The following is a 23444-nucleotide window of genomic DNA, read 5'->3' on the forward strand; positions in this document are numbered from 1 at the left end:
GAGAACGCATTGATGGACAAAACGCAGCATATCGACCCCAACCGCACGCTCATGTCGGGCGACATGAATCGCACCATGGCCGTGCCGGGCCTGGATTTGAACCGGACCATGGCGGTGACGGTGAACCCAAGCACGCCCGGAATTGCGGTCAACGTGACGCCCGGTCGCGAGGCCACCATGGCGAACGGTCCGGCCAGCGAAAGCTTTTTGCTCGAGATCGCGGCGGGTCAAGAATCCGGCGGTCTGCCCGGAATGGCGGTCAGCGGGGCTCGAACGCCCCTCAATCTTTGTCTTTGTATCGACCGAAGCGGCTCGATGGAAGGGGCTCCGCTGGAGTACGTCAAGCAGGCGTGCGCCCACGTGGTGGACATGCTCTCGGGCAACGACGTCCTGAGCATCGTCACGTTCGAAGAGGTCGTGGAGGTTCTGATGCCGCCTCAGCGCGTGACCAATCGCCAAGCTGTCAAGGATGGCATCGCGCGGATTCAACCCGGCAACACGACCAACATTTACGACGCGCTGAATATGAGCCTCCAGCAGCTGCGCAGCCACGTCGAAGGTCAACGCGCCACGCGCATGGTGGTGCTCTCCGATGGCGACCCCACCGCGGGCGTGAAGGACTACTCGGCGCTCACCGAACTAGCCGGCCAGATTAAGGACGAAGGCATCACGATCACGTTCCTCGGGTTCGGTCCGGATTACAACGAAGAACTATTGGCGGGGATGGCGAAGCGCGCCAGCGGCAACTATTACTACATCGAACAGCCGCAACTGATCCCGGAAATCTTCCGTGTCGAACTCGAAAAGCTGCTGAGCGTTGCCGCGCAAAACCTGACGCTTGAGGTCGAAATGGCCCGCTGGGTGTCGCTCCGACGCGCCAGTGGTGTCAGCAGTGTGCCGACCGGGAGCAAAGTCACGATTCCGCTCACCGACTTGGAGCGCGGAATGACGATGCAGCAGGTGCTGGCGTTTGATTTTCAAAATCACCCGCTGGGTTGGTACCGCGTAGCCGCGGCTCGATTGCACTTTGACAATGTGCAAACCGGTCAGCGCGATACCCGCGAGTTCGACCTGATCATGGAGTTCACGGCGGATGCGGCGAAATATTCCGCGCCGGTCAACCCGATGGTCCAACAAGCCGACTCGATCGCCGCCGCTTCGCGCGTGGTCGAGAAGACCATCATGGGCCTCAAGACCGGCCAAATCACGGTCATGGGCGCGCTGGACGAACTTCAGAAAACGCAGATGATGCTGGTGAACCAGGGTCGCGCCGACGAAGCGCGCGAGGTGACCGTGGCGATGAACGCCTTGAAGTCGGGCAACACCGGCGGGGCCGAGAAAACGCTGATGGGAACCATGGTCAATTTGGACCAAGGCAAGACCAGCAAATAAACCGGGCTCAGGGAAAAGTTCAATACGCCTTTCGCGGCAACTGCGTTCCGCTAGCGGGTAAAACTTTGAGTTGTGGTAGAGCAGTGGCTTCTGAGCTTGCACCCGGCCTTGTTGGCACTCATCCGAGTGCTCTTGTTCGTGGTACCCGTTCTGTTAATTGTCCCCGCGTTTATCTGGCTTGAGCGCCGGTTGCTTTCGTGGATGCAGGACCGCCACGGTCCGAACCGAGTGGCCACGTTTAAGTTCAAAAACGGGTTCAAAATCTCGCTCCAAGGCCTGCTGCAGCCCATTGCCGACGGCGTCAAGCTCTTTCTAAAGGAAGACATTACGCCGGTCGCCGTGGACCGCGCGATCTACTTTATCGCCCCCGCCATCGCGCTCTTCCCGGCGTTTGCCATCGGTGCGACATTGCCCTGGGGTCCGAGCTACGGCGTGTACGGCCTGCTGACGCCGATTGCGAATGTTGACATTGGCATCCTCTATGTGCTGGCGATTAGCTCGCTCGGCGTGTACGGCGTGGTACTCGCGGGTTACAGCTCCAACAACAAGTATTCACTGCTGGGTGGTCTGCGGGCCTCGGCTCAGTTGATCTCCTACGAACTCGCGATGGGCATGTCGCTCGCGGCGGTCATCCTGGCGACCGGTTCGCTCCGCATGAGCGACATCATCGGTGAGCAGATGCAGCCGCTGGCCGGTCAGTTCAGTTGGTTCCAGAACTGGTTTATCTTCACGCCGTGGGGGTTTGTCTCCGCAATCGTGTTCCTCATCTGCATCATTGCCGAGACCAACCGCGCGCCCTTTGACCTTCCCGAAGCGGAAAACGAGATCATCGCGGGCTACCACACGGAGTACAGCTCGATGAAATTCGCCGTGTTCTTCATGGGCGAATACGCGGCCATGTTCATGCTCAGCGCGGTGTTCTTCACCGTGTTCCTGGGCGGCTGGAACCCGCTTCCGATCAACTGGGAAGCCATTGGCACCGATGTGGCCGGGCTCAAATCCGTGGCCGACTTCTTTGGCGGGATCTCCTATTGGGCGGCGCCGCTCACGTTCGTGGTCAAGGGTTTCATTGGCATCGCCTTCTACATCTGGGTTCGGGCGACGTTGCCGCGACTCCGCTACGACCAGCTCATGCACTTGGGTTGGAAAGTCCTGCTGCCGATCTCGGTGGCGAACTTCATCGTGGTGATGATCTGGATCATGGCGAAAAGCAAGTTCTCCTCGACGCTTGGCGCGGCGGCTTACGTGGTGGCCATGGGACTCGTCGCCATCATTTATCTGACTTACATGAAGAACAAGACTTCCACTAGCCTGGAGAGCCGTTCGGCGGAATTGACGAATGGCACCGAGGGCGTGCTGACCATGGAGGGTCGCAACTAAGCATGGAATTGATTCCGCTGCCGCCCGGCGTGCCGTTTACACTCAACTGGAACCAGTTGAGCTTCCTCATTCTCGCGGGAGTCGCGGCGCTGTTTGCGATCGGCGTCGTGGCGATGAAGAACCCGGTTCGCTCGGCCATGTGCCTGGTGGTCAACTTCCTCATCCTGGCGATTGTCTACTTCACGCTCAACTCGCAACTGCTCGGCATCACGCAAATCATGGTGTACGCCGGCGCGATTATGGTGCTTTTCTTGTTCGTCATGATGCTGCTGAACCTGCGCGCGAAGACCACGCTTTCGGAAAAGATCGATCCGCGAATGTTCCTGGCGGTTCCCATGGGGCTCGCGCTCCTCGCCGGAATCGCCTACCAAGTCTTCTGGCCGCTCCGCGAGTTCGTGATGCCCAAGGCGCACGACAGCTACGGCTCGCCGCAAGCCATCGGCATTACGCTCTTCACCGATTACGCCTACCCGTTTGAGGTCACGTCCGTCCTGCTCCTTGTGGGTGTGGTTGGATCGGTGTTGCTCGCGAAGAGGAGAGTTTAAGAAACATGGCTGGCGTTCCTCTTTACTGGTATCTGCTTCTCGGGGCATTTATGTTCACGACCGGCGCGGTTGGCGTCATCATTCGCCGCAACCCGGTGGTCGTGTTCATGTGCATTGAGCTGATGCTCAACGCGGTCAACCTCACTTTCCTTTCGTTCTCTCGATACAGTCCTACGTTGCTCCCCGCCGATCGGATGGCGAGCGACCACTGGATGACCGGTCAGATGGCGGTGATTTTTGTGATGGCGGTGGCGGCGGCGGAAGTCGCGGTCGGCCTCGGCATTATCATGGCGATCTTCCGGCTTCGTGAAGAAGTGGACCTCGACGAAATGAGCGAGTTGCAAGGGTAATTCATGGCGGAAAACACTAAGACACTTATTCTTCTGGTCCTGCTGTTGCCGCTGCTCGGCTTCCTCGTGCAGTCGCTGCTCGGCGGGCGCATTGTCAAAAGTGGCAACGACGCCGCGGGCAAGCGAATCGCCGGGTTCCTAGCGGTGCTCCCGATTGCAGCTTCGTTTGTGATCGGTGCGATCATCACGGCGGGGCTGGTCAAGGCTCCAGCGGGCGCGCACTACACCTACTTCAATTGGATCGAAATCCAGTCGCTCGTGGTTCCGTTCGAACTCCGCGTGGACCAACTCAGCATGACGATGGTGCTGATTATCACCGGGCTGGGGTCGCTGATTCACCTGTTCGCGACTGGTTACATGGCCGAGGAAAAGGAGTACACCCGCTTCTTTACGTACCTCAACCTCTTCATCGCGTTCATGCTCATCCTCGTGCTGGGCAACAACTTGGCGATGCTGTTTATCGGCTGGGAAGGCGTGGGCCTTTGCTCGTACCTACTCATCGGCTTTTGGTACAAGGACCTCAACAACTCGCGCGCGGCCAACAAGGCGTTTATCGTCAACCGCATCGGCGACTGGGGTCTCACGCTCGGATTGTTCATGGCCGCGGCCCTGCTCATGGCGAACCTCAGCCAACTCGGAGACATCGGCGGCCGATTCCTGAGTTACGACGTGCTCCTCTCGGAGGCGTCGCTCAACGTCTTTAAGTCGAATCCGGAGATGACGACCGTCATCGCCCTGCTGCTGTTTGTCGGCGCGATGGGCAAATCGGCGCAGTTCCCGCTGTATATCTGGCTCCCGGACGCGATGGCCGGTCCGACGCCGGTTTCGGCGCTCATCCACGCGGCGACGATGGTCACCTCGGGCATCGTTCTGCTCAACCGCATGGCGCCGATCTTTGCGATGTCGCCCACCGCGAGCGGCGTGGTCATGATTGTCGGGGCGTTCACGGCGCTGTTCGCCGCGCTCATCGCCTTCGGGCAGCGAGATATCAAGAAGGTGCTCGCGTACTCGACGGTTTCGCAACTCGGCTATATGTTTATTGCCTGCGGCGCGGGCGCGTATTGGGTGGGCATGTTCCACGTCATCACGCACGCGTTCTTCAAGGCGCTGCTGTTCTTGGGTTCGGGCGCGGTCATCCACGCGATGGCTCACGAACAGGACATGCGCTGGTACGGCAACCTCAAGAAGTACATTCCGATTACGACGATGGTCATGACCATCGGGTGGCTGGCCATCGCCGGATTCCCGTTTATGGCGGGGGCGTTTAGCAAGGAAAGCATTCTCGGCGCGGCCTTCGGCAACCATTTGGCGGAGATCAATGGCGTCCAGGTTGGCGCGATCGCCGGTTGGATTGCGGTCGGCGTGGCTCTGCTCACCGCGGCCTACATGACCCGCATGACCATGCTCACGTTTTACGGCGGAGAAGAGCGGTGGCGCGAACTTGGCTTGCACTCCGAGGCCCATCACGATCACGATCACGATCACCACGAGCATCACGCCCATGCGCACGCCCACGAGGATCATGGTCCGGACACGCACGGATTCTTCTACACCGACGAGGAGATGGCGGCTCAGCACGAAGAGCACGAGCACCATCACCACCTTGACGCCGAGTACACGCCGCACGAGGTGTCGCCCAGCATGTGGGTGCCGCTCGCGATTTTGGCCGTGCTCAGCGTGATTGGCGGCGCGATTTTCTACAACGTTTGGAACCTCGAAAAATGGCTCTACCCCAACGGCGTGCCGATGCTCGACCCCGAACTGGCGCACGGACACCCGGCGAGCGGGTTCTTGGCGCAACACTTTGGCCCCACGATTCTGGGCGTCCACATCAACGGACTGTTCCTGGTGGCCACCGGCGCGGGCGTGCTCGGCATGCTGATCGGCTACATCATCTATCGCAAAGGCATGCCGAAGCGCGAAAAGGACGAGGCGACGATGCTTTCGATCCAGCGCGCGGCGGGCAACCAGTTTGGCTACGACAGCCTGATGGTCAACGCCAGCGTCGAAGGCGGCGAAGCCCTCGCCGACAAGTTCTTCTTCCGATTCCTGGATAGCAAGGTCGTGGACGGCATCGTGAACGGCGTGGGTGTGCTCAGCACCAAACTCGGCTCGATCCTTAAGATATTCCAGACTGGCTACGTGCGCAGCTACGCGCTGCTCATGATGGTCGGCGTGCTCGGACTCCTCGTTTCAATGGTCATTCAAATGATGAACGGAGGCGCACACTAATGGGCATTCTTAGTCTCCTCACCTTCTTGCCGCTCATCGGCGCGCTGCTCCTGATGTTCCTCCCGGACAAGGACAACAAGCTGATCCGCAACGTGGCGCTCGCCATGACGGTGATCACGTTTGGTGTCAGCCTGGTGGTGTTTAGCCGCTTCCAAGGCGGCACCTACCACTTCCAAATGGTGGAGATGGTCAAATGGATTCCGCAGATTGGGCTGAGTTACAAGCTCGGCGTAGACGGCATCAGCATTTGGCTGCTCGTACTGACCACGTTCCTGATGGTCATCGCGACCTGGTTCAGTTTCTACGTGGACAAGCGGGTCAAGTCGTACATGATCTACCTGCTGATCTTGGAAACGGCGATGCTCGGCGTGTTCCTGTCGCTCGACCTGATCCTGTTCTACACGTTCTTTGAAGCCAGCCTCATCCCGATGTACTTCCTCATCAATATCTGGGGCGGTGCGCGCCGACAGTACGCGGCGGCGAAGTTCTTTATCTACACCTTCGCGGGTTCAATCTTCATGCTGATCGGCATCATCACGATGCATCAGCTTTACGCGAAGGCGACCGGAAACGCGGGCACCTTTGACTACACGATGATCCAGTCGGAGGTCGCCAGCGGCCGCTTCTGGGTTAGTGCCATGCAATTGCAACCCATTCTCTTCTGGAGTTTCGCGGTCGCGTTCATGGTCAAATGCCCGATGTTCCCGTTCCATACGTGGTTGCCCGATGCGCACGTCGAAGCGCCCACGGCCGGGTCGGTGATTCTGGCCGGCGTGTTGCTGAAAATGGGCACCTACGGGTTCCTGCGCTTCTGCTTGCCGCTCTTCCCCGAAGCCGTGCAGTCGCAGCTCATTTGGATAGTGGTGCTGGCCCTGGTCGGCATCATCTATGGCGCGATTGTGGCCGCCGTGCAGCCCGACGTAAAGAAACTCGTCGCGTATTCATCGGTCGCGCACATGGGGTTTGTCGTCATCGGCATCTTCTCCCTCACCCACGAGGGTCTGGTCGGCGGCGCGATGCAGCAGCTCAACCACGGCGTGAGCACCGGCGCGCTCTTCTTGCTCATTGGCTTGCTTTACGAGCGACGTCACACACGCATGTTTAAGGATTACGGCGGGCTCAAAAAGCAGATGCCGATTTTCTCGTTGCTGTTCCTCATCGTGATGCTCAGCAGCGTGGGCTTGCCGAGTCTCAACGGATTTGTCGGTGAATTCCTAGCCATGTTCGGCTTGTTCCAGGCCAGCTATGCCGGGGCGTTTAACTTGAATCTGGGCCTTGCGATTGTCGCCGGGTTTGGCGTCGTGCTCGCCGCGGTTTACCTGCTGGTCATGTTCATGAAGGTCTTCTACGGCCCGAACGACAACCCCGACAACCAGCGGCTCAAGGATATTAAGGGCTGGGAAATCGCGATGGTGATGAGCCTCGTGGTGCTTATTTTCTGGGGCGGAATGTATCCCAACACCTTCCTCAAGCCGATGGAGGCTTCGCTCGGCGCGGTTCGCCAGATGGCGATTAACCCGGCGGGGCAGCGTCCAAGCTACCAAAACCCGCTGCTGGACATCAGTCCGACCGGCGATTTGGTGCAAGTGGAGGCGCGCGAACCGGGCAACTACAAGCAAGAAAACCCCAAGGTATTGGTGCCGGCGAACTTCTACTTCCCGCAGCGCATGCAGCCGCAAAAGGAAGCTCGCCTCATCCAACCCGCAACCAAGGAGAAGGTGGAATCTTGACGCTCGCTTGGCCACACTCGGATGGCATTGAGGCCGATATCGCGGTGAGCCCGTCCGGGCACGTCGCGGCCGGTCAATGGGCCGAGGTGCTCAACCCCTTTGGCCGGGCCCACGCCGCGGGCACGGACCTCAACCAGGCCATCGAATCGGACCCGGCGCAAGGCGCGGAGCTCCTCGCCTCACTCATCGCCGACACCAAGCGAGAAATCGCCCTGGCCATCGCGCAAGGCGCGATCGGCATCGCGTACCGTCTTGTCGGGGCCGCGCCGGCCCACTGCACGCCGATGCAGTTTGGCGGTCACTACCTCGAAGAAGAGCGCGAGTTGCTCGCCGAAGTCGGCGTGCCGGTTCTCGTCTTTGTCGAGGGTGAAGACATCTATTTTGAATTCGTTTCCGACCTGCCCAGCGCCTACATGGGCTGGGATGTCACCCGCAATCAGCTGACCCTAGCCGAGGCGCGCACCTATCGCGAAGGCGCGTTTGCGCTGGCCGCCGACGATGCCGACCTCAAGATCGTGGGTGAGGCCGCCTAGAACTCATGCAAAACATCCTCCAGCTCTATAACGTGACCCCGCCCAGCATCGATTGGCTGATGCTGATGCCGGTGCTGTTCATGATCGGGACGGGCTTGCTCTCGCTCATCGTGATGTCCGCGCAAAAGTCGCGCGATACGATGCCGCTGTGGTTCATCACGATCGTCGGCTCCATTTGCTCCGGCTATTCGGCCATCGCGCAGCTCAACTTGCCGGTTGGAACCTCGTTTAGCAACATGGTGATGCGCGACAAAATGGCCGTGATTCTCCAGCTTGCGATCGCGGTGATCACGCTTGTCGTCGCGCTGTTCAGCGATGCTTACCTGAAGCAAAAGCGCATTGCGTTTCGCGAGTTCTATCCGCTGGTGGCGTGGGCCGCGGCGGGCGCCATGATCATGGTGAGCACCACCAATCTTTTGATGCTGTTCATCGGTCTGGAAGTACTCTCGATCGCGCTGTATGTAATGGTCGCGATGAGCCGCTATGAGCTTAAGTCGGAAGAAAGCGCGATCAAATACTTCTTGCTCGGCGCGTTCGCCAGCGCATTTTTGCTCTACGGAATCGCGTTCATCTACGGCGCGACCGGTTCGGTGCAGATCGAAAAAATTAACCTCGCTTGGGGCATCGCGCCCAACGGCCTGGTCGCGGTGGGCGTTGGTCTCATGCTCGTGGGCGTGCTGTTTAAGGCCGCACTGGTGCCGTTCCACCAGTGGACTCCCGACGTGTACCAAGGCGCGCCGACCAACGTGACGGCGTTTATGGCCGCGGCCAGCAAGGTCGCCGCTATCGGGGCGCTGTACCGCATTCTCGATGCCTCCGACGCGCTCAAGCACCTGTATATGCCGGCGCTTTATTGGATCGCGATCCTCACGATGGTCATCCCGAACCTGCTGGCGCTCGTGCAGACCGACGTCAAGCGAGTGCTCGGGTACTCGAGCATTGCCAACGCCGGCTACGTTCTGGTCGGGCTGCTGGCCGCGATTCAGATGAAGCAAGGTCCCGGCACGGCGATCATCTACTTGGTGGGTTATAGCCTCATGACCGTCGGGGCGTTTGCGGTGATTTCGCTGGCGGCCAACGGCGGTAAGGAAAGCACCACGTTCGACGACCTGCGTGGTCTTTGGCGACGCTCGCCGATTGCGGCGGGACTGCTGACGGTGTTCGTGGTCTCGCTCATCGGCATCCCGCCGACGGCCGGGTTCTGGGGCAAGCTCCTGATCTTCCAAGATGCGGTGCGCGCCGATATGGTGTCGCTGGCGATTGTGTTGGCGGTCTCGTCGCTCATTAGTCTTTACTACTACTTGCGCATTCTGCTCGCGGCGGTGGTCAGCGAAGAGGAATCCGAAAACCCGCTGTCGGTTCCCAAGAGTGGTCATGCGGCGGCGCTGGTAACCTGCGCGGTCGGCGTGATCGGCCTGATGTTTGCCATCGGCCCGCTCAGCACGCTCATCAACGGCTGATCATAAGCGTTCTCGGTGGTTGCAGAGTAGGGCAGCCACCGGGTATACTCCCTTCTTGCCGCAAGGCACGAGCGGATTCCAGCTCGTCTCGCTCACGTCCCATCCTCCTTGTTTGGGCAACGATGACCGCGAGACACGCACATGAATCTGCATCTTACAGGAGGAAATCAAGAACACATGCTTCCGGGAATACTCGGGATTAAGGTGGGCATGACCCAGGTCTACGACAACGAAGGCCGCGTCATTCCCGTTACGGTCATCCAGGCCGGTCCCGTCATTGTTACCCAGCTGAAAACGCTGGAAAAGGATCAGTACACTGCCGTGCAAGTTGGCTTTGGCGAACAAAGCGACAAGCACCTCACGTTCCCCAAGTTTGGTCACCTTAAGAAGGCTGGCCTGACCAAGAACGTACGACACATGCGCGAGTTCCGCGTCGAAAAGGTGGACGGCTTCGAGCTCGGCCAAGAGATCGATGCGAGCATCTTCGAAGCTGGCCAAGAGGTGACCGTGACCGGCACCAGCAAGGGCCGCGGCTTCGCGGGTGGCGTCAAGCGCTACGGATTTAAGGGTCAGCACATGACCCACGGTTACATGACCCACCGCCGCCCGCTCTCGAGCGGTGCGACCGGTCCGCAACGCGTGTTTAAGGGCACGCGCAAGCCGGGCCACATGGGTACGGATACCGTCACGCAAAAGGGCCTCAAGGTCGTTAAGGTCGATGCCGAGCGCAACCTCATTCTGGTTGACGGCAGCGTCCCCGGCGCCAACGGTGGCCTGGTGACCATCAACATGGTGGTGAAGAACTAATGGCAACCATTGAAATTAAGGACGCCAAGGGCAAAGTTGTCGGCAAGCACGACGTCAGCAAGACAGTTGGCGAAGTCGCGCCGTTGATGTCGGTCCTCCACCGCGCGGTGGTGACTGAGCAAAACAACTCTCGCCAAGGCACACAATCGGCCCGAACCCGCAGCGAAACTCGCGGCGGCGGTCGCAAGCCGTACAAGCAAAAGAAGACCGGTAACGCCCGCCAAGGGACGATCCGTGCTCCGCACTACGCGCATGGTGGGATGGCCTTCGCCGTCAAGCCGCGCGATTACAGCCAAAAGCTGAACAAGAAGGAGCGACGACTGGCGCTGATGGGTGCGATGAACGCCCAAGTGACCGCCGGTAACGTCGTGATCGCCGAAACGATTGCTTTTGCCGCGCCGAAGACCAAGGATGCAATTGCATTCCTGCAAGCAATGGGCGTCGCCGATGCCAAGCGCGTGCTGATCATTCTGCCCGAGGTCGATGGCAACACCCACAAGTCGTTCCGCAACTTGCAGAACGTCGTGGTGCGCACCGCCCCGGCCGCCGATGGCAGCGTGAAGACGGCAACGTTCTCCACCCGCGACGTTCTGGTTGCCCACAAGATCGTGGTCGCCAAGGACGCCATGGCAAAGATTGAGGAGGTTTGGTCGTAATGAAAAACGCTTATGATGTCATTCTCCGCCCCCGCATTACCGAGCGCTCGGTGAAGCTGAGCTACGGCGACGCCCGCAAGGAAGCCGAAGCCGTGCAACGCCAGTACACCTTTGAAGTGCACGTGGATGCGAACAAGATCGAGATTGCGCAAGCCATCGAAGCTATCTACAACATCGGCCGCAAGGACGGTGAAAAGGTAAGCGTCGAGAAGGTCCGCACAATCCGCATGAAGGGCAAGACCAAGCGCGTGGGCCAGCGAAAGCCGGGCGTACGCCCCCAATGGAAGAAGGCCATCGTTACCCTCGGTAACGGCCAGATTCTGGAGGACTTCGGAGTTTAACCATGCCGACAAAACGACTTAAACCCACATCCCCGGGGCGACGCCACCAGATCGTCGCGACCTACTCGGAACTGACCAAGGGCAAGCCCGAAAAGAGCCTGCTCGGCAAGGTCAAGAAAACCGGCGGTCGCAACCACTTTGGTCGCGTCACCTCGTTCAACACCGGGGGCGGCAACAAGCGCCGCTACCGAATCATTGACTTTAAGCGCCTGAAGGACGAGTTCTCGGCCAAGGTCGCGGCGATCGAATACGATCCGAACCGCACCTGCCGCATCGCGTTGCTTTACTACACGGACGGTTCGAAGAGCTACATTCTGGCTCCGAAGGGTCTGGCCGTAGGTAGCACCGTGCAAAGCGGCGCCGGCGCCGACATTCTGCCGGGCAACTGCCTTGAGCTCAAGAACATCCCGCTTGGTACGCTGGTCCACAACGTGGAACTGCAACCGGGTCGCGGGGGCCAGATGGTCCGCGCCGCGGGTGCCGCCGCTCAGGTCATGGCGAAGGAAGGCGATTACGCTACCCTCCGCTTGCCGTCGGGCGAAATGCGCAAGGTTCGCAGCAGTTGCCGCGCCACCGTTGGTGAAGTTGGTAACGCCGAACACGAAAACGAGCAGATTGGGAAGGCGGGTAAGAACCGCGGTCTCGGTCGCAAGCCGCACGTTCGTGGCGTTGTCAAGTCGCCGCGAGACCACCCTCATGGTGGTGGTGAAGCGAAGTCGCCGGTCGGACGCAAGAAGGGTCCGGTCGACCGCTGGGGCAACAAGGCCATTGGCCAACGCACCCGCAGCAACAAGCGCACCGACAAGTTCATTGTTCGCCGCCGCAACGCCTAGTCGCTTCGGTTGCAATGAACTCAAAAAGCCTCGTCCAACCGGACGGGGCTTTCTTTGTTTCTGGTAAATGTACGGGCAGGGTTTCGCCAACTTTTTGCCCGTTCAGACTTACTCTATTGTAGTGATGAAAAAGGTCTGCCTCTCTCTTCTTGCCTTAAGTCTTGTTGTCGTGAGCGCTGCGCAAACGGTCTCGCCGGCCTATACGGGTCTTGCTCGTCCGGTGGTCGTGGCCTACGCTCCCAACGACTCGCGCATGTTTATCGTCGAGCAACGCTCCAGCACGGTTGGCCGCATTCGGGTGGTGGTGAACGGGTCGCTGCAGGCCACCCCCTATCTGTCCATCAACGGAGTCGCAACGGGAAGCGAGCAGGGTTTGCTGGGCGTGTGCTTTGACCCCAACTTTGCGACGAACGGTTTTCTGTACGTCAACTATACGCAGGCCGACGGCACCACGCGCATTGTGCGATACAAGCAATCCGTGGCTTCGCCCAACACGGCGGATCCGGCTTCGGCCTTTAACATCATGCAATTGGCCCAGCCGTTCAGCAACCACAATTCCGGTTCGCTCAAGTTTGGGTCCGACGGGTTTATGTGGATCCCCACTGGCGACGGCGGGTCGGGCAACGACCCTGGCGACCGGGCCCAAACCAAGACGAATCTACTTGGCAAAATCCTGCGCATTGACGTGAGCGGGGACGACTACCCGGCGGACACAACCAAGAATTACAGGATTCCCGCGGGCAACGCGGGCGCGGGCTTCGCGCCGGAAGTATGGTCCTATGGCTGGCGCAACCCTTGGCAGTTTGACTTTGACCGCGTGGAACGCGGCGGCTTCGGCGGCCTGTTTGTCGCCGACGTCGGACAGAACGCTTGGGAAGAAATTAGCTTTGAGCGCGCCGGAGCCCCCGCGGGCCTGAACTACGGCTGGCGCATTCGCGAAGGCATGCACAATACTGGCCTGGGCGGGGTCGGGGTGGCTCCGTTCGTGGATCCGATTTACGAGTACGACCACGGAATGGGCCTCAGCATTTCGGGCGGTAGCCTGTATCGCGGCGTCAAGATGGGTCCGGCCAACTGGAGCCGCTACTTCTTTGCGGACTACATTACGGCTGAGTTGTGGTCGGTTAAGATCACGTTTGACGCCAACCTGAACGCAACGGCGAGCGATTTTATGAACCATGGCACCGCCGGCAACATGACTTCAATCATGCCGGATGGCAACGCAGAACTCTTTGCTGGGACGGTGTCGGGCAGCGTGCTTGCGCTCAGCGGGTCAGGTCGTGGCGTGAGTGGCGTGGTGACCCTTGGCGACCTCAGTGTGGCCGGGCAAAAGGCGCGCCGGGTTACATTCCAAGTGAAGGACATGACCACCGGCACCACGTATCCGATTGACTACAACTTGCCAGCCAGCGGCGCGTTCCGAATTCCGGCGACGGAAAACATGACCGAAGTGAGCCTCAAGGTGAGCCACTGGCTCAACAAGAAGATTGTCATTATGCCCGGCACAGCTAACCTGACGGGGCAAGACATGACCCTGCTGAACGGTGACGTCAACACGACGGACAACCTGGTGGATATTGCCGACTACTCGATTCTTGCCGGCGCTTTTGATGCCGCCGTTGGTGACCCCGGGTATGTCGCGAACGCGGATCTGAACGAGGACGGCATCATTGACATTGCCGACTATACGATCCTGGCGACGAACTTCGACGTGGTTGGCGACTAAGCCAGCAGGTCGTCTTTCGGCGTAAAACTCGTCCCGCAACCACAACTGCGGGACGCGTTGGGATTCTCGATGGTCAGGGCGTTGTTGAGCAGGTTCTTGGTGGACTTGACGACCGCGCCCTGCAAGTATTTGGCTGAGCGCGAATCGCTCACCACCGGCACGCCATCGAGCTCAACGCGGATATCGAACTTGCTGGGCTTGTTGTCCACCTTGATCACGTACTCAAAGCCGCTGCATCCGCCGCCCTTCACGCCGATGCGGATGAACGCCTCGGGGTCGCCCTTGCGGTCGAGCATGCGGCGCAGTTGAACAAGCGCCGAATCTTCAATGGAAACGGGGAAATCGGTGGTCATTGGGGTCGGGGGCTGGCGAGCGAGGTTGCGCGGACCATGGGTTCCGGCGCGGGCAAAATGTGGGCGAGGCTCACGCCGTCGAGCGCGCGATCAATGGCACCTTGCACCTTTTCGTACACGCCGTGCAGCAGGCAATGTCCGCGGTGGACGCAGGCTTGGTCGTTGATCGTAAATCGGTCGCAGAATTCGTCCGAGTAGAGGCGTCCGCCAAGCTCCGCCATGACGGCGCCCAGCATGATTTCGGTGGCTGGCCGCGCCAAGATGTATCCGCCCAGCTGACCGCGCGTGCTCTTGATGTAGCCAAGCTTGCGCAGGCAGGTAAGCGTCTTGGCCGCGAGCGGTTGGCTGATGCCTTCGCGCACGGCGAACTCGGGGATGGTCATCGAGCGGCCCTCGGGCAGACTTCCCAGCGCCAGCAAGCAGCGGAGACCGTACTCTTCTTGCGCGGAAAGCTTCATGGTTTACAAAAATCCTAGCTCAAGCTGGATGTGTTCCGGAATGCGGTCGATGGAAAACGGCGGATCCCACACCAGTTCGAGCTTCGTGTGCGTGACGCCGGGAGTCTTGGCCGCGGCTTCTTGCACTTCCATCGGAAGCGTTTCGGCGACCGGACAGTTCGGGCTGGTCAGCGTCATCTTGATGGCCACCTCGGCGTCCTCGTTCACCACGAGGTCGTAGATGAGGCCGAGATCGTAGACGTTGACCGGGATCTCCGGATCGAAGACGGTGCGGATCGACTCGATGACTTCACCGGCCAGCAGATTTTGCTGAATGATGTTGAGCTTGCTGGGCAAGGGAATCGGTTCCGGCATCCGTCCAGAGTATTCCACAAAGCGGCCGCCTTACGACGACATTTGAGTTCGGCGCGGCTTGAGGTTTTGTACAACTTCGCCGAGACTGACCTTGGGCTTTGGTGCCTCCAGCAGTTGCTGGAGGCGTCGGTGCGTGCGGTGCAGTCGGCTGCGAACAGTGCCTACGGGAATGTCAAACATGACCGCGATGTCGTCGTAGGGCACTTGCTCCACGTCGGCGAGCATAATCAGCGCGCGTTGGTCGGGCTTTAATTGCTTGAGAGCCGCTTCCAGATCTTCCGAGAAATGTCGCGAGAGCAGACTTTCTTCGGGGTTGGGGCCATCATCGGCGGCTTGAGCCATCACCATGTCGTCGGCACCGTCGGCGAGGATCGGGGCGTCGTAGCTGTGCGTCATTACGCGGCGCTTGCGGGCTCGCTTCATGTCCAAGAACAGGCGGGTGACGATGCGGAAAATCCAGTTCTCAAACGGGCGATCGCCCTGGTATCCGGTGAAACCGCGATAAGCGCGGAAGAACGCTTCTTGGGTCAGGTCTTCGGCGTCGCTGCGGTCGCCGCTCAGACGGAAGGCCAAGTTATACACCTTCTTATAGGTGGCGCTCATCAGCTCACGAAAGTCAGCCTCTTCGCGCGGGGTGAGGGTTGTCGTTGTAATTGCGTTGCTACTCATTTGACTGCACCTCCATGGAGGATCTACACTCGGTAACGCCACGACCCGGAGTTGGGTTCCATCAATATATATGAAAAAGTATAGATTTCCTCAGCGGGTGGTGGCAGGCGGTAAAATGAACGGTAATGAAGGTCCTCGTACCAGTCAAGCGAGTGATCGATCCCTATGCGAAAGTGCGTCCTTTGTCGGACGGCAGCGGGATTGACACGAGCGGCGTGAAGTTCGACATCAACCCCTTTGACGAGATTGCGGTCGAGGAGGCCGTGCGGATGAAGGAGTCCAATCCGGCGGTCGAGATTATCGTGATCTCGATTGGTGGGGCCGAAAGCGAGGAGCAGCTTCGCAAGGCTCTGGCGATGGGGGCCGACCGTGCGATTTTGGTGGAGTCCGCTCGCGAGCACGATAGCCTTACCATCGCCACCGAGTTGGCGGCGCACGTGGCGGAAATCCAGCCGAACCTGGTGCTGATGGGCAAGCAGTCCACCGACGGCGACAACAATCAAACGGGGCAAATGCTCGCCGCGAAGCTCGGCTGGCCGCAAGCTACGTTTGCCAGCAAGATTGAGTTGTTCGATGGCGCTGCTTTGGTGACCCGCGAAACCGACAACGGCGAGGAAATGCTCCAACTGCCGTTGCCTAGCGTGGTGACGACCGACCTTCGCCTCAACGAGCCGCGCTACATCGCCATGATGGGCATCATCAAGGCGCGCAGCAAGCCGCTGGACAAGGTCGCCGAAAAGACCACGGCGCAGCCAAAGGTTAAGTATCTGAAGTTTGAAGCGCCCGCACCGCGGGCGGCGGGCCGCAAGGTGGGCAGCGTGGACGAACTCGTCAGCGCGCTCAAGGCTCAAGGGGTGGCGCTGTGAGTCACCTGATCATTGCGTTTGACGCGAGCGATCTCTCGCAGGTCGCGGGTTTTGGTCAAGCGATTGGCGGCGGTTTCGACGTGCTGCTGCTGAGCGGATCGAGCGTTCCGGTGGGCGCGGCCAACGTGCATGTCGCCGGGCTGAACTCGGTGCCGCCCGCCGAAGGATTGGCTGAAGCCGTCCAACTCATCGCCGGAAATTACGAACTCATTTCGCTGGTCAGCAGCATGCGGGCCAAGGACTTGGCCGCCCGCCTTGGCGGGTTGCTCGACGCGGCCATGGTCACCGACGTCATCGGCGTGGATTCAAAAACCGTATTCCGCCGACCGCTCGTCGCGGGCTCGATCATCGCCACCGTGGAGGCCATCGGTTCGCCGACCATTGTCACGTTCCGGCCCTCCGCGTTTCCTGGTGAAGGCGGCGCAAACGGCTCGGAAGCCAGCGTGAGCCTTAACATTAATGGCCGCACGGAATGCAAGAAGGAAGCCCAGAAGTCGGGCGGACGTCCGGACCTCGGCCAGGCCAAGATCGTGATCACGGGTGGTCGTCCGCTCAAGGATAAGGAGACCTTCGAAAAGGTGATCGGCGGGACCGCCGATGCTCTGGGCGCGGCGGTTGGCGCAACTCGCGCCGCCGTGGACAGCGGCATCGCCGCGAACGACCTGCAAGTGGGGCAGACTGGCAAGATCGTGGCACCGGACCTTTACATTGCCGCCGGTGTGAGTGGCTCGACCCAGCACATGGCCGGCATCAAAGACAGCAAGGTTATCGTCGCGATTAACACCGACCCCGATGCACCGATCTTTGAGGTCGCTGACTTTGGGTTGGTGATGGACCTGTATCAGGCACTGCCCGAGCTTCAAGAAAAGCTGAAAGGGTGATGGAAAATGCCCGCTGGGAAACGTTTCTCAGCGGGCCTCAACTACCAAGGGGAGAGCAACGTAGCCTCGGCCCGCCGAAAATTGCTGGCACTAATGGTCAGCTATTTAGACTATGCCACTCTACAAACAATAGTTGCGCCCGAAAACGAACAATTATAAGAATTCTTTTATATTCTTCTTTTCGGTTAGACTGAGGGCATGAAGTCCCTCGCCTTCGTTCTCCTGGCTGCTGGCGTTGTCGCCCACGCTCAAACTGAGCAAAAGTTCTGGGAATGGATCCCCGACCAAACGCCGATCGCCAAGCACAAGGAGCGCCGCGACCGATTGCGCAGCATGTTGCCGGCGGGCGGGTATGCGGTGATCTTCACCAACCCCGAGCAGGTGCGGAACAACGACGTGGACTTTCAGTTCCGCGCGGACTCAAACTTTCTCTACCTCACGGGCATGAAGGAGCCGGATTCGGTGGTGTTTTTGGCCAAAGATGGCATCGAGTTCCAGGGCAAGATGGTCAAGGAGATCTTGTTCTGCAACGGGCGAGACGCCGGCAGCGAGCGCTGGCTCGGCTACCGGTTCGGTCCGGAACGCGCGAAGGATGTGTTGCAGTTTGAGGCCACCGCGAGCAATCGCGAATGGAACGCGTTTGTCAATGCGCTTCCGATTACGCCCGAAAAGCGTACGATTTTGGCTCCTCAACCCGAGCTTGCGGGCCGAACTCTGGGCAGCATGATTGGGGCTTGGAACGCCTGGACCACCAAGAATCAGGCGTCCCTGACGCTAGAAAGGCGCGAGGCTCGCACGCTCGGGACCATGCGCTACATCAAGGATGCCGAGGAGATTCGGTTGCTGAAGCAGGCCTGCTCCATCTCCGCGCGGAGCCACAACGAAGTGATGCGCCAATGTCGCCCAAATATGCCGGAATACGCGATGAGCGCGCTGATGGAATACGGGTTCAAAAAGCATGGCTGCGAGTACCTGGGTTACGGCAACATCGTGGGCAGCGGCCCCAACACGTGCATCTTGCACTACATGCAAAATGAGCGCCCCATGAAAGGCGGCGAGCTGTTGCTCATGGATTGCGGTGGCGAATATCATGGCTACACCGCCGACGTGACGCGCACGATCCCGATTAACGGCAAGTTCACCGAGCCGCAGCGGCAGATTTATCAGCTGGTTTTGGATGCTCAAGAAGCGGGCATCAAGGCCTGCGTTGATGGCGCGGCTTTCGGTGCGGGCCACCGCGCGGCCAGCGACGTGATGGCGGCGGGGCTCGTGAAACTGGGTGTGATCAAAGCCCCTAACGAGCTGGGTCGCTACTTTATGCACGGCACCAGCCACAGCCTTGGCCTGGATGTCCACGACGCGATGCCGACGGATTCGACGCTGCGGCCCGGTGCGGTGCTCACCGTCGAGCCGGGCATCTATATCAGCGAGGGCAGCCCCTGCGATCCGAAGTGGTGGAACATTGGCGTGCGCATTGAAGACGACATTTTGGTGACCGCCAAGGGGCCGGTGAACCTGAGCGCCGAAGCTCCGCGGACCATCAAGGATGTCGAGGCGATGATGCGGTCGGGCCGAAAGTAGGTATCCTGTGGGGGCGTCGGGGCATGGCGCAGTTTGGTAGCGCGCTTGCCTGGGGGGCAAGAGGTCGTGGGTTCAAATCCCGCTGCCCCGACCATATCCCCGTAAATCTACGTGATTTCCCTCGGGATTCAAAAACACTGTGCAATACTAAGATATCGGTTTTTGCCGGTCTTGCATCTGTTCCGCATGTTGAGTGCGGCAGGCAGGGAAAAGGAGATCATGAAATTACGCGCAATTGGGCTCATCGCCCTTCTTGGCGCTGGCATCGTCGCCAGCGCAGCTCCGGATGCACCGCAGTTCCGGCAACTTCGACGCATCGAACTCTCGTCCAACTTTGACGGCGGCGTAGCCAGCCACGGTTCAGTCGCTAGCGGCGTGGCTTCCGATGGTACCAACGTCTATATCAGCGGTTGGACTTCGGGGGCAAACCAAACGCAAGGCGTTTATCGCATTACCAACCTGCTTGCAAACCTGGCGAATCCGTCGGTCGCAATCTCGGGTGGTTCGTTCCACACGCAAACCGTGGCTCGTGGCGGCAGCCGCCAAACCAAGCTCGAATGGGGAAACAACCAGCTTTACTGGGGCTTCGGCATGGGCAGCGATGGTGCGAGCGCCGGTGAAACCGGTTCGGCCTCGGGCATCAAGTCGCTTTCTTCGACGGGCGCCGAGAATTGGTACAAGCGACCCTGGGAACTGCTCGGTCTGAGCACCGCCACCGGTAGCCGCCGCGCGGATGCCTTTACGGTTGATCCGGCCACAGGCAAGCTCGTTGTTCTCAACTTCTTCAACACCCCGTTTGGTAGCGCCGTGGACGCCAACGGAAACTTCTTGACCAACATGACCGTGACAGGCGCTCAGTCGTCGTTCCGCGATGCTGCTGCTCTTTCGGGTGGTCGCATCATCACCAAGCGAGCGACAACTTCGGCGGTGGCTGGTGCGGTCGGCCTTCAAACTCGCGTGTTTGATGGCACGGGCACGTTGCTCGCTCCGAGTGACGTTGCTGCTCTGCCGCTCACGTCCTCCACGAACGCTGAAGAGCACGTGGAAGCCGGCGAAGCCTACAACGCCGGCTGGGTGAACAGCCATGCCTACGTGGCGTCGTCGTTTAAGAACAGCACGCCGGCGGCAGACGGTTCGAAGATTTCGATCCACGGTCTTAATCCGTCGGACTTCGCGAGCTACCTGCTCGACGGGACCGAAAACGGCTTCGCCCGCTTCGGCACGGTTTCTAATGGCGCAACGTTGCAAACGTTCCTGAACATGCAAGACGTGACGATGGGCGGCAACCGCTACATGCTCGTGACGGAATCGTTCGGAACCCGCGACTACCTGCGCGTGTACCAACTGGTGCCCGAGCCGGGTTCGGCGCTGGCCATCGGTCTGGGCGCGGCGCTGATGCTCCGCCGCCGCAAGAAGTAAGGCTCACGCCCGACGAAACAGTAAGTCGCCCGACGCGAAAGCGCCGGGCGACTTTGTTTTTGAAAAACCTGGTGATGCCAGTAGCGATTGGCTTGCGGCGAGGGGAGGCGTTGAGGTATTCTCCTCCATTGCGCCGAAGGCTCTCCAGCCTTTGGATAGGGAAGTACTCCCCGCTTAACTTGCGCCTATGCCGTTACTGGTGTAGACGTTAACAACGGAGTAAAAATGGCAAGAAGTCTTAAAAAGGGATACTTTGTCGACGATCACCTGGTGAAAAAGGTGGCCGCGATGAACGATTCCACAAACAAATCCGTGATCAAGACCTGGTCGCGGCGATCCACCATTATTCCGGACTTTATCGGTCACACGATTGCAGTCCACGACGGTCGAAAGCACATCCCGGTGTTCGTCACCGAGAACATGATTGGCCACAAGCTGGGCGAGTTCGCGCCGACCCGGACCTACAAGGGTCACGGCGGCTCACTTCCCGATCGGGGGGCTCGTCTGCGGTAACGCGTGAGAACAACTATGGAAGCGAAAGCAATAGCAAAATATGTCCGCGTTCAACCGCGTAAGGTGCGCATCGTCGCCGCCGAGGTGAAGGGCAAGTCCGCCATCGCCGTGGCCAACACGCTGCAGTTCCACCCCAGCAAGGGTGCCTATTACCTGCGCAAGGTCGTCGTCAGCGCCATCGCCAATGCCGAGACGAATCTCGGTCTTCCCGGCAACACGCTGAAGATCGCCCGCATCCAAGTGGATGAAGGTCCCAAGCTCAAGCGCGTGACGCAAAAGGCTATGGGCCGTGGCGCCCGCATCGTCAAGAAGACCAGCCACATCACGGTCTTTGTGAGCGAGCAAGAAGCCGCGAAGGAAGTCAAGCCGCACGGTACCAAGGCTAAGGATCGCCCCAAGTTTGAGGCTCCGAAGAAGGCCAAGGCCGCCAAGAAGGACGAAGTGAAGGCCGAAGCCGCCGAAGAAGCCACTCCGGTGGCCGAAGAAGTGGTGGAAGCACCCGCAGCCGAAGCAGAAGCTCCGGCGGAAACCGCGGAAAAGACGGAGGAAACGAACTAATGGGTCAGAAAATTCACCCAGTTGGCTTCCGCATCGGCGTCATTCGCGGATGGGACAGCCACTGGTACTACGATAAGAAGGGTTATGCGGCCGCACTGAAGAGCGACTTTGACATTCGCGAAGTGGTCAAGGCCCGTGTCGGTTCCGGCAACGTCTCGCGCATCGAAATCGAGCGTGCTGCTCAACGCGTCAAGGTGAACGTATTCACCCCGCGTCCCGGCGCGGTCATCGGTCGCGGCGGCAAGGGCATTGACGAACTCACCAACCAACTGAACGCGATGGTCCGCAAGATGGACAAGACCGCTTCGGTTCAAGTCAACGTCACCGAAATCCGCCAGCCGGAAGTGGACGCTCAACTGGTCGCCGAGAATATCGCTCAGCAACTCGAAAAGCGAATTAGCCACCGCCGCGCCATGCGCCAATCCATGACTCGGGCCACGCGCATGAACTGCCGCGGCATGAAGATCATGGTGGGTGGACGTTTGAACGGATCGGAAATCGCCCGCAGCGAAATGGATCGAATCGGCAAGGTGCCGCTCCACACGCTCCGCGCAGATATCGATTACGGCACCGCCACCGCCCGCACGATCTACGGATCGGTCGGCGTGAAGGTGTGGATCTACAAGGGCGAAGTGCTTCCCGAGAAGCAGCGCCTGGCCATGGCCGAGCCGGTTCGCGAACCGCGCCGTCCGCGCCGCCGACCCGAAGACGGAGCTGCTCCGGTGGCTGAAGCCCCCGCCGCCGCACCTGCCGCACCCGCGGCCGAAGAAGGAGGAACGAACTAATGTTAATGCCCAAGCGCGTGAAGCACCGCAAGATGCACCGCGGTCGTATGAGTGGACTCGCCACCCGTGGTAACCACATCGACTTCGGCGACTTTGCGATGATGTCGCTCGAATGTGGCTGGATCACCAGCCGACAGATCGAAGCCGCTCGTATCGCCATGACCCGCCACATTAAGCGTGGCGGTAAGGTCTGGATCCGCATCTTCCCGGACAAGTCGTACACCAAGAAGCCCTTGGAACAACGGATGGGTAAGGGTAAGGCCAGCGTCGAAGGCTGGGTAGCCGTCGTCAAGCCGGGCCGCATCATGTTCGAAATGGACGGGGTGCCGGAAGACGTGGCGAAGGAAGCTATGCGACTGGCACGCATGAAAATGCCGATCCGAACCAAGTTCGTCACCAAAGCCGATTTTGCTAACGGCGCTCCGCTGGAATCGGGCAAAGAGCACGCAATCCAGACCGTCAAGCGCAAGAAGCACCTGAACCCGGACGCCTCCGCCGAACCTGCCGCTGCTCCCGCAGCCGCCACGGAGGAATCAACCGCAGAATGAAAGACATCAAATGCGCCGATCTTCGGGACAAGAGTGTGCCCGAGCTGGAAGAAATGTTGGCCCGCGAAAAGGCCGACCTCTTCAAGGCTCGCCGCGACCTCGTGTTCCGCCAAATGACCGACACGGCTAGCCTTAAGGTCCGACGCCATAACATCGCTCGAATCCTGACTTTGATCAGCGAAAAGAAGCGAGGGAGTGAAAAGTGAGCGAACAAGTAGCTGAAGTCCGAGGCCGACGTAAAGTCCGCCAAGGCGTCGTCAGCTCCAATAAAATGGAGAAGACGGTGGTCATCAAGCTGGTCCGCCGCGTGCGTCACCCGCTGTACGGCAAAACGGTTTTGAAGACTGAAAAGTTCAAGGCCCACGACGAATTGGGATGCGATATCGGCGACCGAGTCGAAATCATGGAGACCCGTCCGCTAAGCAAAGAAAAGCGATGGCGCGTCACCCGCATCCTTGAGAAGGTGAAGTAAGG

The 23444-nt window shown here is 59.7% G+C and carries 27 protein-coding genes and 1 tRNA gene; 24 read left to right on the forward strand and 4 right to left on the reverse strand.

The genetic code is table 11. From position 1 onward, the window contains the following. The first annotated feature begins 12 nt into the window (after positions 1 to 12). From JNJ45_01435 to JNJ45_01495, 13 genes are all read left to right on the forward strand, one after another. Positions 13 to 1392 carry a VWA domain-containing protein gene (locus tag JNJ45_01435; protein ID MBL8047321.1) on the forward strand — a complete coding sequence of 460 codons (1380 nt, stop codon included), beginning with the start codon at positions 13 to 15 and terminating at the stop codon, positions 1390 to 1392. 90 nt (positions 1393 to 1482) lie between these two features. Then, entirely contained in the window at positions 1483 to 2772 is a 1290-nt protein-coding gene (locus tag JNJ45_01440; GenBank protein ID MBL8047322.1) for an NADH-quinone oxidoreductase subunit H, read from the forward strand. 2 nt (positions 2773 to 2774) lie between these two features. Further along, positions 2775 to 3317, forward strand: a complete 543-nt coding sequence (locus tag JNJ45_01445) for an NADH-quinone oxidoreductase subunit J (GenBank protein MBL8047323.1) — start codon at positions 2775 to 2777, stop codon at positions 3315 to 3317. A 5-nt stretch (positions 3318 to 3322) separates the two neighbouring features. Next, entirely contained in the window at positions 3323 to 3667 is a 345-nt protein-coding gene (gene nuoK, locus JNJ45_01450) for an NADH-quinone oxidoreductase subunit NuoK (protein MBL8047324.1), read from the forward strand. A gap of 3 nt (positions 3668 to 3670) precedes the next feature. Further along, positions 3671 to 5899 carry an NADH-quinone oxidoreductase subunit L gene (gene nuoL, locus JNJ45_01455; GenBank protein ID MBL8047325.1) on the forward strand — a complete coding sequence of 743 codons (2229 nt, stop codon included), beginning with the start codon at positions 3671 to 3673 and terminating at the stop codon, positions 5897 to 5899. Further along, positions 5899 to 7629, forward strand: a complete 1731-nt coding sequence (locus JNJ45_01460) for an NADH-quinone oxidoreductase subunit M (protein ID MBL8047326.1) — start codon at positions 5899 to 5901, stop codon at positions 7627 to 7629. Before nuoL ends, JNJ45_01460 begins: the two co-directional genes overlap by 1 nt. Next, the gene (locus tag JNJ45_01465; GenBank protein ID MBL8047327.1) at positions 7626 to 8162 is read left to right on the forward strand and encodes a hypothetical protein; all 537 of its coding nucleotides are present in this window, start codon (positions 7626 to 7628) and stop codon (positions 8160 to 8162) included. The genes JNJ45_01460 and JNJ45_01465 overlap by 4 nt, the downstream gene beginning before the upstream one ends. A gap of 5 nt (positions 8163 to 8167) precedes the next feature. Then, complete coding sequence (locus tag JNJ45_01470; GenBank protein ID MBL8047328.1) at positions 8168 to 9622, forward strand: NADH-quinone oxidoreductase subunit N; 1455 nt, start codon at positions 8168 to 8170, stop codon at positions 9620 to 9622. A 177-nt stretch (positions 9623 to 9799) separates the two neighbouring features. Continuing rightward, positions 9800 to 10429 (forward strand): 50S ribosomal protein L3, encoded by a 630-nt coding sequence (rplC, locus tag JNJ45_01475; GenBank protein ID MBL8047329.1) that lies wholly within the window; start codon positions 9800 to 9802, stop codon positions 10427 to 10429. Next, on the forward strand, positions 10429 to 11085 hold the full coding sequence (gene rplD / locus JNJ45_01480; GenBank protein ID MBL8047330.1) for a 50S ribosomal protein L4: 657 nt from the start codon (positions 10429 to 10431) through the stop codon (positions 11083 to 11085). The genes rplC and rplD overlap by 1 nt, the downstream gene beginning before the upstream one ends. Next, complete coding sequence (gene rplW, locus JNJ45_01485) at positions 11085 to 11426, forward strand: 50S ribosomal protein L23 (protein MBL8047331.1); 342 nt, start codon at positions 11085 to 11087, stop codon at positions 11424 to 11426. The genes rplD and rplW overlap by 1 nt, the downstream gene beginning before the upstream one ends. A 2-nt stretch (positions 11427 to 11428) precedes the next feature. Continuing rightward, positions 11429 to 12259 (forward strand): 50S ribosomal protein L2, encoded by an 831-nt coding sequence (rplB, locus tag JNJ45_01490; GenBank protein ID MBL8047332.1) that lies wholly within the window; start codon positions 11429 to 11431, stop codon positions 12257 to 12259. 169 nt (positions 12260 to 12428) lie between these two features. Then, on the forward strand, positions 12429 to 13985 hold the full coding sequence (locus JNJ45_01495) for a PQQ-dependent sugar dehydrogenase (GenBank protein MBL8047333.1): 1557 nt from the start codon (positions 12429 to 12431) through the stop codon (positions 13983 to 13985). On the opposite strand, the gene JNJ45_01500 is transcribed toward JNJ45_01495, so the two are convergent. The 4 genes from JNJ45_01500 to JNJ45_01515 are packed head-to-tail and all read right to left on the reverse strand — an operon-like array spanning position 13982 to position 15819. Continuing rightward, positions 13982 to 14338, reverse strand: coding sequence for an iron-sulfur cluster assembly accessory protein (locus JNJ45_01500; protein MBL8047334.1), 357 nt, complete (start codon positions 14336 to 14338; stop codon positions 13982 to 13984). The genes JNJ45_01495 and JNJ45_01500 overlap by 4 nt on opposite strands. Next, entirely contained in the window at positions 14335 to 14796 is a 462-nt protein-coding gene (locus JNJ45_01505) for an Rrf2 family transcriptional regulator (protein ID MBL8047335.1), read from the reverse strand. Before JNJ45_01505 ends, JNJ45_01500 begins: the two co-directional genes overlap by 4 nt. A 3-nt stretch (positions 14797 to 14799) precedes the next feature. Continuing rightward, the gene (locus JNJ45_01510) at positions 14800 to 15150 is read right to left on the reverse strand and encodes a DUF59 domain-containing protein (protein MBL8047336.1); all 351 of its coding nucleotides are present in this window, start codon (positions 15148 to 15150) and stop codon (positions 14800 to 14802) included. 30 nt (positions 15151 to 15180) lie between these two features. Then, positions 15181 to 15819, reverse strand: coding sequence for a sigma-70 family RNA polymerase sigma factor (locus JNJ45_01515; protein ID MBL8047337.1), 639 nt, complete (start codon positions 15817 to 15819; stop codon positions 15181 to 15183). Between the two features lie 125 nt (positions 15820 to 15944). Between JNJ45_01515 and JNJ45_01520 the strand changes: the two genes are divergently transcribed. The 11 genes from JNJ45_01520 (at position 15945) to rpsQ (ending at position 23442) form a co-directional block, all read left to right on the forward strand. Beyond that, the gene (locus tag JNJ45_01520; GenBank protein MBL8047338.1) at positions 15945 to 16685 is read left to right on the forward strand and encodes an electron transfer flavoprotein subunit beta/FixA family protein; all 741 of its coding nucleotides are present in this window, start codon (positions 15945 to 15947) and stop codon (positions 16683 to 16685) included. Continuing rightward, positions 16682 to 17566, forward strand: a complete 885-nt coding sequence (locus JNJ45_01525; protein MBL8047339.1) for an FAD-binding protein — start codon at positions 16682 to 16684, stop codon at positions 17564 to 17566. The genes JNJ45_01520 and JNJ45_01525 overlap by 4 nt, the downstream gene beginning before the upstream one ends. 198 nt (positions 17567 to 17764) lie before the next feature. Then, positions 17765 to 19147, forward strand: coding sequence for an aminopeptidase P family protein (locus JNJ45_01530; protein MBL8047340.1), 1383 nt, complete (start codon positions 17765 to 17767; stop codon positions 19145 to 19147). Positions 19148 to 19164: 17 nt separating this feature from the next. Next, positions 19165 to 19241, forward strand: a tRNA-Pro gene (locus JNJ45_01535). A 125-nt stretch (positions 19242 to 19366) separates the two neighbouring features. After that, complete coding sequence (locus tag JNJ45_01540) at positions 19367 to 20566, forward strand: PEP-CTERM sorting domain-containing protein (protein MBL8047341.1); 1200 nt, start codon at positions 19367 to 19369, stop codon at positions 20564 to 20566. A 225-nt stretch (positions 20567 to 20791) separates the two neighbouring features. Then, on the forward strand, positions 20792 to 21079 hold the full coding sequence (rpsS, locus tag JNJ45_01545; GenBank protein ID MBL8047342.1) for a 30S ribosomal protein S19: 288 nt from the start codon (positions 20792 to 20794) through the stop codon (positions 21077 to 21079). Positions 21080 to 21094: 15 nt separating this feature from the next. Beyond that, positions 21095 to 21637, forward strand: a complete 543-nt coding sequence (gene rplV / locus JNJ45_01550; GenBank protein ID MBL8047343.1) for a 50S ribosomal protein L22 — start codon at positions 21095 to 21097, stop codon at positions 21635 to 21637. Next, the gene (gene rpsC, locus JNJ45_01555; GenBank protein ID MBL8047344.1) at positions 21637 to 22422 is read left to right on the forward strand and encodes a 30S ribosomal protein S3; all 786 of its coding nucleotides are present in this window, start codon (positions 21637 to 21639) and stop codon (positions 22420 to 22422) included. Before rplV ends, rpsC begins: the two co-directional genes overlap by 1 nt. Further along, positions 22422 to 22970 carry a 50S ribosomal protein L16 gene (gene rplP, locus JNJ45_01560; protein MBL8047345.1) on the forward strand — a complete coding sequence of 183 codons (549 nt, stop codon included), beginning with the start codon at positions 22422 to 22424 and terminating at the stop codon, positions 22968 to 22970. The genes rpsC and rplP overlap by 1 nt, the downstream gene beginning before the upstream one ends. Further along, positions 22967 to 23176, forward strand: coding sequence for a 50S ribosomal protein L29 (gene rpmC / locus JNJ45_01565; protein MBL8047346.1), 210 nt, complete (start codon positions 22967 to 22969; stop codon positions 23174 to 23176). The genes rplP and rpmC overlap by 4 nt, the downstream gene beginning before the upstream one ends. Then, the gene (gene rpsQ / locus JNJ45_01570) at positions 23173 to 23442 is read left to right on the forward strand and encodes a 30S ribosomal protein S17 (GenBank protein MBL8047347.1); all 270 of its coding nucleotides are present in this window, start codon (positions 23173 to 23175) and stop codon (positions 23440 to 23442) included. Before rpmC ends, rpsQ begins: the two co-directional genes overlap by 4 nt. The last annotated feature ends 2 nt before the right edge of the window (positions 23443 to 23444 follow it).

It is taken from the genome of Chthonomonas sp. (genome assembly GCA_016788425.1).
GTDB lineage: Bacteria > Armatimonadota > Fimbriimonadia > Fimbriimonadales > Fimbriimonadaceae > JAEURQ01.